Origin of the sequence: Acinetobacter portensis, from assembly GCF_023158935.1 — a bacterium.
Lineage (GTDB): Bacteria > Pseudomonadota > Gammaproteobacteria > Pseudomonadales > Moraxellaceae > Acinetobacter > Acinetobacter faecalis.
Map to the genome: position 1 here is coordinate 1,242,495 of NZ_CP096120.1, position 13,630 is coordinate 1,256,124.

The following is a 13,630-nucleotide window of genomic DNA, read 5'->3' on the forward strand; positions in this document are numbered from 1 at the left end:
CCTACCTAATAACCAAATAGAAATGTCCTATACAGGACTTTCCAAGTCAAGCACAGGATTCAGATTTCGTTCTTTGATTGCTGTTTTCTGTGCACGTCTACGTGGCATCTTTTGAGAACGATTACGTTTGTTTTGCTGTTCCAATTCTTCATGCTGTTGCTGGATATGAGCCAAGACTGAACCCAAACGTTTATTCTCAACGATCTCTCGCTGGTTGAGCTGACTTAACTTATCGAAGATGCTGTAATTGATCTTCCGACCTTGATGCTCAATCGCTACCGTACCATCAGGGTATTCCAGAAATTCAAGATATTTACCGATTAGCCTCTGATTTTCCTCTGTATTCTCCAGGAGATATACGCATTTATCATAAGTAATGGTCAAGCTATTCGTGACTCTACGGGGTTCACGCCAGGTAAAAACATCATCTAATTCCTCAGCTGTTTCAGTGACAGTCCGGTGTAGATCCTTGGGATTAAAAGCCATCTTGGCAAATTTACGATTAAACTGCTCGATAAAGTAGGGTAACCACTTATTCGCATCTGCAATCGAATTGATACCCTCCAGGCGCATTTCCTTGATCAGACGGTCCTGAAGGGTTCTGTTGGCACGTTCTACGCGACCTTTGGCCTGGGGTGAGTTAGCGAAGATGATATCGATATTGAGGGTACTGAGTACGCGTCCAAACTGGGTAATCTTGCTGTCTTTCTTGCTGCTTTGATTCACCCTAAAGACTGAATGTTTGTCGCTGTAAAACGCTAAAGGCTTACCATGCTGTTCAACATACAAGCGTGTCGAAATCATATAGTCAAAGGCTGATTCTGATTCACAGAAGCGTAAATGCTGCAATTTGCCTGTGGCATCATCGATAAAGACTAGCAGACAGCATTTAGCGGCTCTTCCTTCAAACCAGTCATGGTGTGAGCCATCGATTTGTACCAGTTCACCATAACAATCTCGGTTATATCGAGGCTGATATGGGCGTTTCAGGCGCTTGGAGCGAGGAATCCATAAATCGGCTGCAATCATCCAGCAACGCAGGGTTTCCACTGAAAGATCGAATCCATGAACGGTAGTGAGCTTTTCATGCGCTAAAGTGGGTCCGAAACCATGGAGTTGATCCGAAACAATATTGAGGCACTTGAGTCTGAGTTCTTCAGGAAGTTTGCAGTTGCTGGTTTGGCCACGACCAGCATGGGCTAATGCAGCTGGGCCTTGAGCTTTGTATTTCTGCAGTAAGCGTCTGATCTGACGTTCTGAAATATGAAGTAGCTGAGCAGCCTGGGATTGAGTTATGCGTTGATCGCAGATTTCCTGCAAGACCGACAATCGTTTAAGTTCTTTATCCGACATAGACACCAACATATCAAACCGTCCGCTTCAATAATCGCAAAAGTGCATATTCTAAAAGCGGACATTTTTACTTTGGAGAAACCGGACATTTCTATTTTGGGCTTACAAAAACATTTCGTATAATGTATATTATGTTAAATTGAATATTATGTAAATTGCCTATTCACATACTATTTATAATGATCACCTAATTATTAGAATTTAACGAATAGATATTTATAAAAAATGTTAGCCAAAAGATAATCTGTTATTTTCCATCTTAATTACGTTTAAACTTTAACGCTCTCGTATTTCAGTTCGCTCAGGTTATAATGATGACCTCCCTGAAAATGTTGATCTGTTATGAACTCTTCCAATGACCCGTTACACGGCAAAAAGCTTGCTGATATTTTGGATGAATTGCTGGATTACTACGGAGGTTTTGAAGGTTTAAGTCATAAAATTGAAATTAGATGTTTTTGTATAGATCCAAGTGTTAAATCATCATTGCGATTCTTGCGCACTACACCATGGGCACGTGAAAAAGTAGAAAACTTATATTTGTATGTTTTACGCCAAAAAGCCAAACAGAAATCTTAACAATCAAAATTTAGCAGCTATATTGAACTTAAATAAAATGGCTATTTGTGTAAAATTAAGCATAATGTTAATAACATTATGCTTAATTTAGCGATGAACTAATTTTAAGATTTTAAGTGTTTCTTAATTTTATCCTTGACTGCTTCTGTTGAAATTCCATATCGATCATGCAATGTTGGTAAAGCACCCGCATCCAAAAATGCATCAGGTAAACCAATCATATCAAACTGTGGATGTAAGCCATTTCTTAAAAGAAGCGTTCCAACAGCTTCTCCTAAACCACCAATTACAGAGTGATTTTCAGCGCTAAGAACTGGTCGTCCACCTTTAGAAACCTCATTTAAAATTGTTTTCTCATCTAAAGGTTTTATTGTTGGTACATGCAAAACTGAAACTTCAATGCCTTCTTTTTCAAGTTCCTCCGCAGCCTCTAGAGCTCGCATAGTTAACAATCCTGTCGAGATAATTAAAATATCCTTGCCTGGTTTAATAACTTGAGCTTTACCAAGTTTAAACTGGTAATTATATTTATCTAACACGAGTGGAACTTGACCTCGTAAAAGACGCATATAAACTGGCCCTTGATGAGCCGCAATCTGAGGTATCACCTGTTCAATCTCTAATGCATCACATGGATCAATAATCATAAGATTTGGCATTGCTCTGAAAATTGCAATATCGTCTGTAGCTTGATGACTTGGACCATATCCTGTAGTCAAGCCTGGAAGAGCCGCTACAATTTTGACATTAAGGTTATCTTCTGCAATTGCCATACAGATAAAGTCATAAGCACGACGAGATGCAAATACGGCATAAGTTGTTGCAAAAGGAATAAATCCTTCTCGTGCCAATCCAGCTGCTGCACTCATTAAAAGCTGTTCAGCCATACCCATTTGGAAAAATTTATTTGGATTTTCTTTTGCAAAGATATGTAAATCCGTATATTTAGATAAATCTGCAGATAAACCAACCACACTAGAATTCTCTTTTGCTAAAGCATTTAATGCATGTCCAAACGGTGCAGATTTTGTGGGTTGTCCTTCATTAGCAATTGACGCAATCATTGCTGAAGTTGTAAGTTTTTTCTTAGGTAAATTTTCTACTGTACTCACTTGTGCTCTCCTTATTTACCATAGTGGGTTAGAATATTTAAAGCTTCATCCCATTCATGTTCATCTACACGAATGAAATGTGTTTTTTCACGGCTTTCTAAAAATGAAACGCCTTTCCCCATTTTGGTGTCACAAATAATTACTCTTGGGTTCTTTCCTTTGTGATTTCTTGCATTATCAAATGCTTCTAGCAAATCCTCAACCTCATTACCATCAACTCTTTGGGTATACCAACCGAATGATTCCCAACGATCTACAATTGGTTCAAAAGCAAGAATGTCGCTAGAATGTCCATCTGCTTGTTGATTATTAACATCAATAATCGCAATTAAATTATCTAACTTCCAATGTGATGCAGACATCACTGCTTCCCATGTAGATCCTTCATTTAACTCACCATCTGACAATAAATTATAAACAAAGGCATTTGAGTTTTTCTGTTTTAAACCCAAACATGCTCCAACTGCAATTCCTAAACCATGACCTAAAGATCCACCTGTAATTTCCATACCAGGTGTATATGACGCCATTCCTGACATTGGTAATCGACTGTCGTCAGATCCGTATGTTTCTAACTCTTCCAAAGGAATAACGTTTGCTTCAATGAGGGCTGCATATAATGCAATCGCATAATGACCAATAGAAAGATAAAATCGGTCACGCCCTTCCCACTCTGGGTTTTCTGGCTGATATTTCATTGCATGGAAATAAGAAACGGCAAGTAAATCTGCTGCACCTAGCGCTTGGCCTACGTACCCTTGGCCTTGTACTTGCCCCATACGTAAAGCATGTTGACGAATATTGTAAGCACGTTGTTTTAACTCGGTAATTTGATGCAATCTATTAATTTTTAACATGATATTTTCTCTTATTAGCGATTAACAAGTTTTGCCGGAACACGTAGCACTAAGGTCGCACCGATCAGTAAAACTGCTGTAATTAAGAACATTCCAATAGCATTTGAGCCTGTATTTGTTGTAATCCAACCAATTAAGAATGGTGAACAAAATCCTGCGAGGTTAGCAAAACTATTAATACCTGCAATGCCTGCTGCGGCAGAAACACCACCTAAAAAATTAGTTGGTAACATCCAAAATAATGAAGATGCAGCAAGAACACCTGAAGCAGCTATGCATAAGAAGATGAGTGATAACGTTAAATTTGAGGCAAATAATGTTGCTAAAGTAAGTGCAGCAGCACCAGCACACATGGGTATAACTAAGTGCCAACGACGCTCTCTAAAATGATCTCCGCTGCGACCGGCCAATAGCATTACAACAATTGCACACATATAAGGTAAGCTTGTTAATAAGCCAATATGCCAATTATCACTAATACCTGAGTTTCGAACTAAAGTTGGAAGCCAGAACGTTATCGCGTATTGCCCCATTACGACACAGAAATAAATACATGCTAATAACCATAAGCGCTTATCTCGGATGAAATCTTTAATTCCGTTATGCCCTTCTTTTTGCTCATTATCTTGTGCAATTTCACGCTGAACTAAATTTTTCTCAGCACTTGTTAACCAATGTGCATCTTGAACAGAATCTTTTAATACAGCCAATACAAAGAAACCAACTATGACTGTAGGTAATGCCTCAAGTACAAACATCCATTGCCAACCATGCCATCCTTGAACATTATTCATTTGATCCATGATTAAACCTGATAATGGACCACCAATCATTCCTGAAATTGGAATTGCGATGAACCACAATACAGTCATACGAGCACGACGATAAGATGGAAACCAATATGTAAGATAAAGCAGTAAACCAGGCGCTAAACCAGCCTCAGCAACACCTAGTAAAAAACGTAAAGTATAAAATTGCCATTCTGTTTCTACAAAAGCGAAACAACCTGACAAAATACCCCATGTAATCATAATTCGAGCAATCCAACGGCGAGCTCCAACCTTATGAAGAACAATATTGCTAGGTACTTCAAATAAAAAATATCCTAAAAAGAAGATGCCGGCACCTAAACCATATACAGCTTCACTAAACTGTAAATCACTCATCATTTGAAGCTTGGCAAAACCAACATTTACTCGGTCTAAGTAAGCACAGAAATAACAAAGCATTAAAAATGGCATTAGCCTAAATGCAATTTTCCGATATGCAGATTTACGAATAGTATCTGTATCAGATGAAAGTATAGTATCCATTTAATGAGTCCCTTTATCTAAGACTACAATATCCTCTTGTAGTCTTAATTCTATTTATTATTCAATAATATAGTTTTTAATGAATAAGCATTCCGCCATTTACATCTAGTGTTACGCCGGTTAGATATGTTGATAAGTCACTCGCTAGAAATAATGCAGCATTTGCAACATCTTGAGCTTGACCTAAGCGACCTAATGGGATTCCTGCAAGAATGTCATGACGTCTATCATCATTCATTAATCCACTCGTAATATCTGTTTGAATAAGCCCCGGAGTAAGAGAATTCACACGAATATTATCGGAACCAAATTCTCGTGCCATAGCTTTCGCTAATCCCAAAACACCTGCTTTTGCAGCACTATAGTGTGGACCACCAAAAATACCGCCACCACGTTGTGCTGAAACTGAAGATAAGCAAACAATACTTCCTCCTCCACGTTCCTTCATTGATGGGATAACTGCTTGAGACATTATGAGCGTGCCACGTAGACTTACATCTAAAATTCGGTCATAGTCATTTCTTTTAATATCAAGTGTTTTTACAGGCTGAGTTATACCTGCATTATTTACTAAGATATCAATTTTTCCATATTGCTGAAGAGCTTGATCAACTGCTGCATGTGCTTGCTCTTCATTTGCAACATTTGCAGCTAAGCCCAAATGCCCTTCACCTAGAGCTTTTGCAGCTTTTTGGCTTTGGATAATATCCAAATCGACAATAATAATTTTTGCACCTTGCTTCGCAAAAGTCTCGGCTGTTGCTCGACCAATACCGCGCTCTGATGCTGCACCTGTAATTAACGCTACCTTCCCTTGTAGTAACATTTTTAACTTCCCCTAGAGTTACTTTATTTAGTTCATATCTAGAGTCTCTTTTTATAAGACTTGGAGCAATAAAGTTGAATTCAACAAGACATGAATTTTATTCATGTCTATGATATTTTGAATACAAATTTAATAGAAATATGGATATTTTTATGATTAATGCTGAAAAAAATTACAATCAAGTCCCTTCAGTTAAAACATTACAAGCATTTGAACAAACAGCTCGTTTGGGTAATGTGGCAAAAGCTGCGGAAATTTTGAATCTTACGCCATCGGCTGTTAGCCATCAGATTGCGAAATTAGAACAATTAATTGGGCAAAATCTGTTTATTCGTGGAGCGAGAGGCGTCACATTAACAACTTCTGGTGAGCGATATTTTCAAGATATTACTAATATTTTGCATAGTCTTACATTAGCTACAGAAAAAGCTGCCGAGAAAAGTCCAAAAGATAGTTTATATATTCATTCTTCTCCAAGTTTTGGATTACTTTGGCTACTCCCACGACTGGAATCATTTAAAGAGAAATTTCCACAAATTCAAGTAAACTTATCTTGCTCTTATGAAACCCTTCATTTTACAAGAGATAAAATAGATATCGATATACGCCATGGAACTCCTAACTGGACAGGCGTTGAAATTAGAACCATTAGAAGTGAAAAATTAGAAGTTCTTGCCTCACCAAAACTACTTAAACGCAGTCCAGCAATTACACCAAAAGATTTATTGAAAAGTGAGTTAATTTTATCTAGATCAACATTAATAACTTGGCCTCAATGGTTTGCTCATCAAGGATTGAGTATTCCTGAGATACCTTATGCTTTTAGCTTTGATCGTTCTTATATGTCATTAGAAGCAGCAACAAATGGATTAGGTTTTGTTCTTGAAAGTAATCTTCTTACACAAAATTATTTAGAAACTGGCAAGTTAGTAAAAGTATTTCCAGACGATTTATCTATCCCTATATCCGCACATCATTTAGTTTATCCTCGCACGCATGAGAATATTAATAAAATGAATCATTTTTTACACTGGATTAATGATGAAATTAATAAACAGAGTGAATGAATAACTTCTACGGCCCATAACTCCTCGTCATTAAAAAAGCGAACCGAAGTTCGCTTTAAATTACATCAATTATTCAGATTAGAAGAAACCCATCGGCTTAGTAGAGTAACTTACTAATAGGTTTTTAGTTTGTTGATAATGATCGAGCATCATCTTATGGTTTTCACGACCAATACCTGATTTTTTATAGCCACCGAAAGCAGCATGCGCAGGATAAAGATGGTAACAGTTTGTCCATACTCGACCAGCTTCAATTGCACGACCCGCACGGTAAGACGTATGTGCAGAACGTGACCACACTCCTGCTCCTAAACCATAAATCGTATCATTGGCAATTTTAATTGCATCATCAAAGTCTTTAAACGTTGTTACCGCAAGTACTGGACCAAAAATTTCTTCTTGGAAAGTACGCATGTTATTTGTACCTTTTAAAATTGTTGGCTCAATATAGAAACCTTGACCAACATCATGTCGCTCATTACCACCTGTTAATAATTGTGCGCCTTCAGAACGTCCTGTCGCAATACAACCCAAAATTTTGTCTTGTTGTTCTTGCGATGCCTGTGCACCAATCATTGTTGTAGTATCTAATGGATGACCTGTTTTAATACGTTTAACACGCTCAACAGCCAATTCTAAGAACTGATCTGCAATGCTCTCTTGTACTAATGCACGAGATGGACAAGTACAAATTTCACCTTGGTTAAGGGCAAACATTGTAAAGCCTTCAAGCGCTTTTTCTAGGTAATCATCTTGTTGCGCCATTACATCTTCAAAGAAAATATTTGGTGATTTTCCACCTAATTCAAGTGTTACTGGAATAATATTTTCTGTCGCATATTGCATGATCTGCTGACCTACAGCAGTTGAACCTGTAAAGGCAACTTTTGCAATACGAGGGCTTGTTGCTAATGGACGACCAACTTCAACGCCATAACCATTTACAATGTTTAGAACCCCTTCAGGTAATAAATCTTGAATAAGTTCGACTAAAACTAAAATACTAACAGGCGTTTGTTCTGCGGGTTTAAGTACAATACAGTTACCTGCTGCAAGTGCTGGAGCAAGCTTCCAAGTCGCCATTAGAATTGGGAAATTCCATGGAATAATTTGCCCAACAACACCTAAAGGCTCATGGAAATGGTACGCAATGGTATCTTCATCAATTTCAGAAATTCCACCTTCTTGCGCACGAATACAGCCTGCAAAATAGCGGAAATGATCAATTGCCAATGGAATATCGGCAGCAAGCGTTTCACGAATTGGCTTACCGTTGTCCCAAGTTTCAGCAACAGCAAGTAATTCTAAGTTTTCTTCTAAACGGTCTGCAATTTTTAAAAGTAAATTAGAACGAGTGGTTGGAGAAGATTTATTCCATTGAGCTTTAGCTTTATGTGCCGCATCAAGTGCGAGTTCAATATCTTCAACACTAGAACGTGGTACTTTAGTAAACACTTTTCCATCTACTGGAGAAATATTATCAAAATATTCTCCTTTTACAGGAGCTCGCCATTGTCCACCAATAAAGTTCTCATATTGGCTTTTAAAATTAACTTTTGAACCAGGTTGATTAGGGTCGATGTAGCGCATATGTATTTCCTTTACTTATTTACTATTATTAAGCCACTTCTACAGCTTTGGTATAAGGTACACTTTTACCTTATTTAATTAAGATAACATAGATAAGGTTGGAAAAAGGTTGGAGCTTTAAGCTCTATAAATTTTGTAATATCTACATAAAAATAATCATGAGAGTGGATGCGAATTAGAATTTTTTATGAGAACAAGGACAGATGACCAAACAAGAGTTAATACAAAAAAGACATAATATTGATCGATTAAGAGAAAACAATAGTTTATCTCCTAATCATGCTGAGCAACTGGAAGAAAGTATATTAAGTTCTTGGCAACGCTCATCTCATGCAAAAATCCCCAAAGATCGTTTGGCTGCACCACTAAAAGATGAAAAAACTGATACATCTTCCTTAACCTTAACTCGTGCTTTGGAACATTGTGCTGAAAATTTAAAGCATATTGCCGAACAGTCTTCAATGGTTTTAGCTGTTGGCGATATTGGAAGTACCATTATTTGGTCTGCTTCTAGCCCACAAATGAGAAGTGCTGCCGAAAGTGTGCATTTTATTGAAGGTGGACAATGGCGTGAAGAATTAGTGGGTACAAATGCTTTAGCACTTAGTCTTAAAACACAACAATCGAGCTGTGTATTTTCTAGCGAACACTATATGCCTTCAATTCATGATTGGGTGTGTTATGCAGCCCCAATTATTGATCCCTATTCAAAACAAATTTTAGGTGTTATTGACCTTTCTACAACATGGCAAAAACATAATAGTTTAGCCCTACTAGCTGCTGAACGTTGTGCCACAATTATTCAATCAGCTTTATTGGAATATCAAAAACAAACTTTATTTATTCGCGCTTTTTCAGTTCCGCAGGTTCTTTTTAATGGTCGAGTTTTAGTTTTAACGCCACGTCAAATTGAAATTTTAACAATTTTAGCTTTATGTCCTCAAGGTCTAAGTTTAGATACTTTACATCAAGCATTATACGGCGAACGTAAAGTAAGTATGGGAACGTTAAAAGCTGAAATGTCTCAATTACGTGATGTACTCGGAGGTATGTTGGGTTCTAGACCCTATCGCCTATTGGCGCATGTAGAAGCAGATTTCTTACTTACAGAACAGTCTTTAGATGCAGGCTATGTCGATTCCGCTTTGAAGCTTTGTACAGGCGTGTTTCTTGCTAAAACCGAAAGCCCATTTTTGTGTGCTTGGCGAGATTGTTTAGAATCACGTTTAAGCGATGCAATTTTTAAAGCCAATGAAACTGATGTACTTTTAAAGCATGTCGCACATTTCCCAGAAGCAATTGATGCTGTAGAGCGTTTAATTGAATTAATACCCAAAACACATCCTATTCATCATAAATATCTAAAATATAAAAATATTTAGAATATTGAAAATTCAGTATTTATTGTTTTTAGTTAAATGAATGAAAAAATGTAATTACTCAATTAAAGATGATATGTGCTCATAAATATTATATCGCTTTAATGCAAAAGCCCTGCTTTACTCCAATCATCACAGAAATAATCTTCTTTATGACAATGAAATAAAACAGGACAAATGAAATATAAATTAAATACTAAGCAATTTCTTAATTAAAAAATCACATTGCATTTCTGAATATATCAACAACTTGTGCATGATTTGCTTTACGTGGATTTGTTAACATACACGCATCTTTTTGAGCATTTTCAGCCATAACAGCTAAATCTTCTTCTTTAACATTTAACTCTGCTAAACCTGACGGAATGCCAATTGAAGATGAAAGCTGACGAATTGCACCAATTGCTTCATAAGCCGCTTCAGTTACAGTTAATCCTTCTGTGTTCACACCCATCAATTGAGCAATTTTCGCATAACGATCTGGGCAAGCAATTAAGTTAAATTCACAAACGTGCGGTAATAAAATGGCATTACAAACACCGTGCGGCAAATTGTAGAATCCACCAAGTTGATGTGCCATTGCATGAACATAACCTAAAGATGCATTATTAAATGCCATACCTGCAAGATATTGTGCATAGCTCATTGCATCACGTGCTTCAAGGTTATCGCCATTTGCTACTGCTGGACTAAGCCATTCGCTAATCATGGTAATTGCTTTTTCTGCACAAGCATCGGTAATTGGGTTTGCTGCGGTAGATACATAAGCTTCAATTGCATGGGTTAAAGCATCCATTCCTGTTGCAGCAGTTAAACCTGCAGGTTTAGCAAGCATTAGTTTAGGATCATCAATTGCAATGAGTGGTGTACAGCGCCAATCTACAATTGCCATTTTCACATGCGTGTCTGTATTGGTAATAATACAAAAGCGTGTCATTTCAGATGCTGTACCTGCTGTAGTGTTTACAGCAATAAGTGGTGTCATTGGTACTTTACTTTTATCAATACCCTCATAGTCACGAATATGACCACCACCCGCTGTTACTAAGCCAATACCTTTAGCGCAGTCATGCGATGAACCACCACCTAAAGATACAATGAAATCACAACCATTTTGGTTATAAGCATCAACGCCTTTATGAACGTTAGTATCTGTTGGGTTAGGCTCTGCACCTGGGAAAATATGGCTTTCTACATTCGCTTCTGTTAAGTAGCCTGCAATAATATCTGCAACACCAAATTTAAATAAACCTGCATCAGTTACAATCAAAGCTTTCTTCGCACCTAAATCTTGAGCTTTGCGACCAATTTCTTTCGCACAACCAGGACCAAAAAGTGAAATACATGGAATGTAAAATCCATTCGTTTGATCTGCAATATTTTTAAAAGCCATGGTTCGATTCCTTCTACCATTAATTATATTATCGGTGACCCTCACCGTAATTAGAGTATTCAATGAAGTAAAAGATAATCCTACCTACTAAAAACCTACCTTCTCTTAATCCATGTTTCTCAAGCATGCATCATTTCTAGAAAACTGCCTGTATGATGTGAACTATTCAGAATCATCTCGTTTTTAGCATGCACACTACATTTTCAGAAAATCCACAAATTAGAGTCGTAAATAGCTTCCTTGAACTTGTTAATACAAAATTTCAGGGCTTGAACAATGCAATGTGTTGGCAGCGAGATTTATCAGGTGATTTTAAAGAAATTGCTACAAAGCTTTCTTTAGAAGAAAACATTACAGAAATTTCAATTGAAGATTTAATGGCTTTGAATCTTTCTGAAAATGGAAATTTGGCTCGAAAAACAATTTTAAACGATATAGCGCTATTAACAGAATTTGGCGCTTCGCCTTCTTTGAATTTGCTTAAATGTTATGAACGTGATGATGAACTCGATTTTATTTCAACAGATGTTTATTCATTTCATGTAGATCGTTCGCCTATAGAAACAGATACTTTTTTATGTACATATCACGGCGCTGCAAGTGACATTGTATCTAATGATCAGGTTGAACAAAAAATTCTAATTCCTGAGATCAGAGAAAAATTAAAAGCGTTGCATGATGGCTCTGAAGCTGAATTTGATCAGTTTTTAGAAGAGTATTTTTTTGATTTACATTATGAGCCAAAACCTAATGCAAAACCTGTAAATTTAGGTTTAGGACATTTATGGCGTTTAGCGGTTGATCATCCAACACAAAGTGTTTTACCTTGCGTACATAGAGCGCCTAAAGAAAACGATGGTGAATATCGCTTGTTACTTATTTGCTAATTGAATATAAAACTGAGCAAATATTAGCGACTATTTATAAAGTAATAAAAAGCCCAAACTAAAATTTGGGCTTTTTATTAGAAAGATATTTATGCTTGAAAGTTTTTCACATCAATCACAAATCTATATTTCACATCACTTTTTAACATACGTTCATATGCATCATTAATACTATGCATATCAATCATCTCGATGTCTGAAACAATATTATGCTTTCCGCAGAAATCAAGTAGTTCTTGAGTTTCTGCAATCCCACCAATTAAAGAACCTGCAACAGATTTACGCCCCATAATTAATGGAACTGTATTGGTGCTAATTTCGCCTAAATATCCCACCAAAACAATTGTTCCATTTAAAGATAGCGTTGGAATATAAGGTTTTAAATCGTGGTTATAAGGTACGGTATCAATAATTAAATCAAATTGATTACGTACAGCTTTCATTTGGTTTTTATCTGTAGATAGCACAACATGATGCGCACCTAATATTTTAGCGTCTTTCTCTTTATCTGTAGAGCGCGTAAATAAAGTCACTTCGGCACCTAATGCATGTGCCAATTTAATTGCCATATGTCCTAAGCCACCTAAACCAACAACAGCAACTTTAGAGCCAGAGCCAATATTCCAATGACGTAATGGTGACCAAGTTGTAATACCTGCACATAATAATGGCGGAACAGCTTTCGTATCTAAATTTTCAGGAACTTTTAAAACAAACGCTTCGCTACATACAATTGTTTTTGAATAACCACCATACGTTGTACGACCATCATGTCGATCTACACTTGCATAAGTTCCTGTATTACCTTCTTCGCAATATTGTTCTAAACCCGCATCACAAGATGAACAAGTACGGCAAGAATCGACCATACAGCCAATTCCAACTAAATCACCAACTTTAAATTTAGTGGCTTTTGCACCAACTTGTGTCACTCGACCTACAATTTCATGTCCAGGAACTATTGGGAACGTACTAAAACCCCAATCATTACGCGCTTGATGCAAATCTGAATGACAAACACCACAATACTCAATATCTATAACAACATCATCTTCACGTGGATCACGGCGTTCAAATGTATATGGTGCTAAAGGGCTAGAAGATGTTTGTGCTGCGTATCCTAATACTTGAATTGGCATAGTTAATCTCGGCAATATTGAATGTTATAAATTTGATGTAAATTATGAATGCTTTGCTTATATCAATATCACATGAAATGCGTATTTTGTTAGTTTATTGGTTAATAAAAATTTCAAGTGATATTTAAAGGAAAA

12 protein-coding genes are annotated in these 13,630 nt (G+C 36.8%); 4 read left to right on the forward strand and 8 right to left on the reverse strand.

Annotation, left to right across the window (positions count from 1 at the left end; translation table 11 throughout):
- Positions 1 to 27 precede the first annotated feature (27 nt).
- On the reverse strand, positions 28 to 1,353 hold the full coding sequence (locus MZO21_RS06185) for an ISNCY family transposase (protein WP_248129642.1): 1,326 nt from the start codon (positions 1,351 to 1,353) through the stop codon (positions 28 to 30).
- Between the two features lie 342 nt (positions 1,354 to 1,695).
- Here MZO21_RS06185 and MZO21_RS06190 point away from each other — a divergent pair, with 342 nt between their 5' ends.
- Positions 1,696 to 1,932, forward strand: coding sequence for a VF530 family DNA-binding protein (locus MZO21_RS06190; RefSeq protein ID WP_248101002.1), 237 nt, complete (start codon positions 1,696 to 1,698; stop codon positions 1,930 to 1,932).
- Between the two features lie 104 nt (positions 1,933 to 2,036).
- Here MZO21_RS06190 and MZO21_RS06195 read toward each other — a convergent pair whose 3' ends face one another.
- The 4 genes from MZO21_RS06195 to MZO21_RS06210 form a co-directional block, all read right to left on the reverse strand.
- Entirely contained in the window at positions 2,037 to 2,996 is a 960-nt protein-coding gene (locus MZO21_RS06195; protein WP_282441517.1) for a transketolase family protein, read from the reverse strand.
- Positions 2,997 to 3,055: 59 nt separating this feature from the next.
- The gene (locus tag MZO21_RS06200; RefSeq protein ID WP_248101007.1) at positions 3,056 to 3,901 is read right to left on the reverse strand and encodes a transketolase; all 846 of its coding nucleotides are present in this window, start codon (positions 3,899 to 3,901) and stop codon (positions 3,056 to 3,058) included.
- A gap of 14 nt (positions 3,902 to 3,915) precedes the next feature.
- Positions 3,916 to 5,214, reverse strand: a complete 1,299-nt coding sequence (locus MZO21_RS06205; RefSeq protein ID WP_248101010.1) for an MFS transporter — start codon at positions 5,212 to 5,214, stop codon at positions 3,916 to 3,918.
- A gap of 76 nt (positions 5,215 to 5,290) precedes the next feature.
- A complete protein-coding gene (locus MZO21_RS06210; RefSeq protein WP_248101013.1) occupies positions 5,291 to 6,040 on the reverse strand; it encodes an SDR family NAD(P)-dependent oxidoreductase in 750 nt (249 codons plus the stop codon).
- A 152-nt stretch (positions 6,041 to 6,192) separates the two neighbouring features.
- Here MZO21_RS06210 and MZO21_RS06215 point away from each other — a divergent pair, with 152 nt between their 5' ends.
- The gene (locus MZO21_RS06215; RefSeq protein ID WP_248101016.1) at positions 6,193 to 7,107 is read left to right on the forward strand and encodes a LysR substrate-binding domain-containing protein; all 915 of its coding nucleotides are present in this window, start codon (positions 6,193 to 6,195) and stop codon (positions 7,105 to 7,107) included.
- A gap of 78 nt (positions 7,108 to 7,185) precedes the next feature.
- On the opposite strand, the gene exaC is transcribed toward MZO21_RS06215, so the two are convergent.
- A complete protein-coding gene (exaC, locus tag MZO21_RS06220) occupies positions 7,186 to 8,697 on the reverse strand; it encodes an acetaldehyde dehydrogenase ExaC (protein ID WP_248101019.1) in 1,512 nt (503 codons plus the stop codon).
- A 203-nt stretch (positions 8,698 to 8,900) separates the two neighbouring features.
- On the opposite strand from exaC, the gene MZO21_RS06225 reads away from it, so the two are divergent.
- Entirely contained in the window at positions 8,901 to 10,079 is a 1,179-nt protein-coding gene (locus tag MZO21_RS06225) for a transcriptional regulator (protein WP_248101023.1), read from the forward strand.
- A 217-nt stretch (positions 10,080 to 10,296) separates the two neighbouring features.
- Here MZO21_RS06225 and mdh read toward each other — a convergent pair whose 3' ends face one another.
- Positions 10,297 to 11,469 carry an iron-dependent methanol dehydrogenase gene (gene mdh / locus MZO21_RS06230; RefSeq protein WP_248101026.1) on the reverse strand — a complete coding sequence of 391 codons (1,173 nt, stop codon included), beginning with the start codon at positions 11,467 to 11,469 and terminating at the stop codon, positions 10,297 to 10,299.
- Between the two features lie 188 nt (positions 11,470 to 11,657).
- On the opposite strand from mdh, the gene MZO21_RS06235 reads away from it, so the two are divergent.
- Positions 11,658 to 12,356 carry a DUF1826 domain-containing protein gene (locus MZO21_RS06235; RefSeq protein WP_248101029.1) on the forward strand — a complete coding sequence of 233 codons (699 nt, stop codon included), beginning with the start codon at positions 11,658 to 11,660 and terminating at the stop codon, positions 12,354 to 12,356.
- An 89-nt stretch (positions 12,357 to 12,445) separates the two neighbouring features.
- Here MZO21_RS06235 and MZO21_RS06240 read toward each other — a convergent pair whose 3' ends face one another.
- Positions 12,446 to 13,495 (reverse strand): NAD(P)-dependent alcohol dehydrogenase, encoded by a 1,050-nt coding sequence (locus tag MZO21_RS06240; RefSeq protein ID WP_248101032.1) that lies wholly within the window; start codon positions 13,493 to 13,495, stop codon positions 12,446 to 12,448.
- Positions 13,496 to 13,630: the final 135 nt, after the last annotated feature.

Excerpts from the sequence above, each read along its gene's own strand:
- MZO21_RS06200 (WP_248101007.1), bottom strand. The coding sequence starts at position 3,901 with ATGTTAAAAATTAATAGATTGCATCAAATTACCGAGTTAAAACAACGT.
- MZO21_RS06190 (WP_248101002.1), top strand. The coding sequence starts at position 1,696 with ATGAACTCTTCCAATGACCCGTTACACGGCAAAAAGCTTGCTGATATT.
- MZO21_RS06240 (WP_248101032.1), bottom strand. The coding sequence starts at position 13,495 with ATGCCAATTCAAGTATTAGGATACGCAGCACAAACATCTTCTAGCCCT.
- exaC (WP_248101019.1), bottom strand. The coding sequence starts at position 8,697 with ATGCGCTACATCGACCCTAATCAACCTGGTTCAAAAGTTAATTTTAAA.
- MZO21_RS06215 (WP_248101016.1), top strand. The coding sequence starts at position 6,193 with ATGATTAATGCTGAAAAAAATTACAATCAAGTCCCTTCAGTTAAAACA.
- MZO21_RS06195 (WP_282441517.1), bottom strand. The coding sequence starts at position 2,996 with ATGATTGCGTCAATTGCTAATGAAGGACAACCCACAAAATCTGCACCG.
- MZO21_RS06235 (WP_248101029.1), top strand. The coding sequence starts at position 11,658 with ATGCACACTACATTTTCAGAAAATCCACAAATTAGAGTCGTAAATAGC.
- MZO21_RS06205 (WP_248101010.1), bottom strand. The coding sequence starts at position 5,214 with ATGGATACTATACTTTCATCTGATACAGATACTATTCGTAAATCTGCA.
- MZO21_RS06225 (WP_248101023.1), top strand. The coding sequence starts at position 8,901 with ATGACCAAACAAGAGTTAATACAAAAAAGACATAATATTGATCGATTA.
- MZO21_RS06185 (WP_248129642.1), bottom strand. The coding sequence starts at position 1,353 with ATGTCGGATAAAGAACTTAAACGATTGTCGGTCTTGCAGGAAATCTGC.
- mdh (WP_248101026.1), bottom strand. The coding sequence starts at position 11,469 with ATGGCTTTTAAAAATATTGCAGATCAAACGAATGGATTTTACATTCCA.
- MZO21_RS06210 (WP_248101013.1), bottom strand. The coding sequence starts at position 6,040 with ATGTTACTACAAGGGAAGGTAGCGTTAATTACAGGTGCAGCATCAGAG.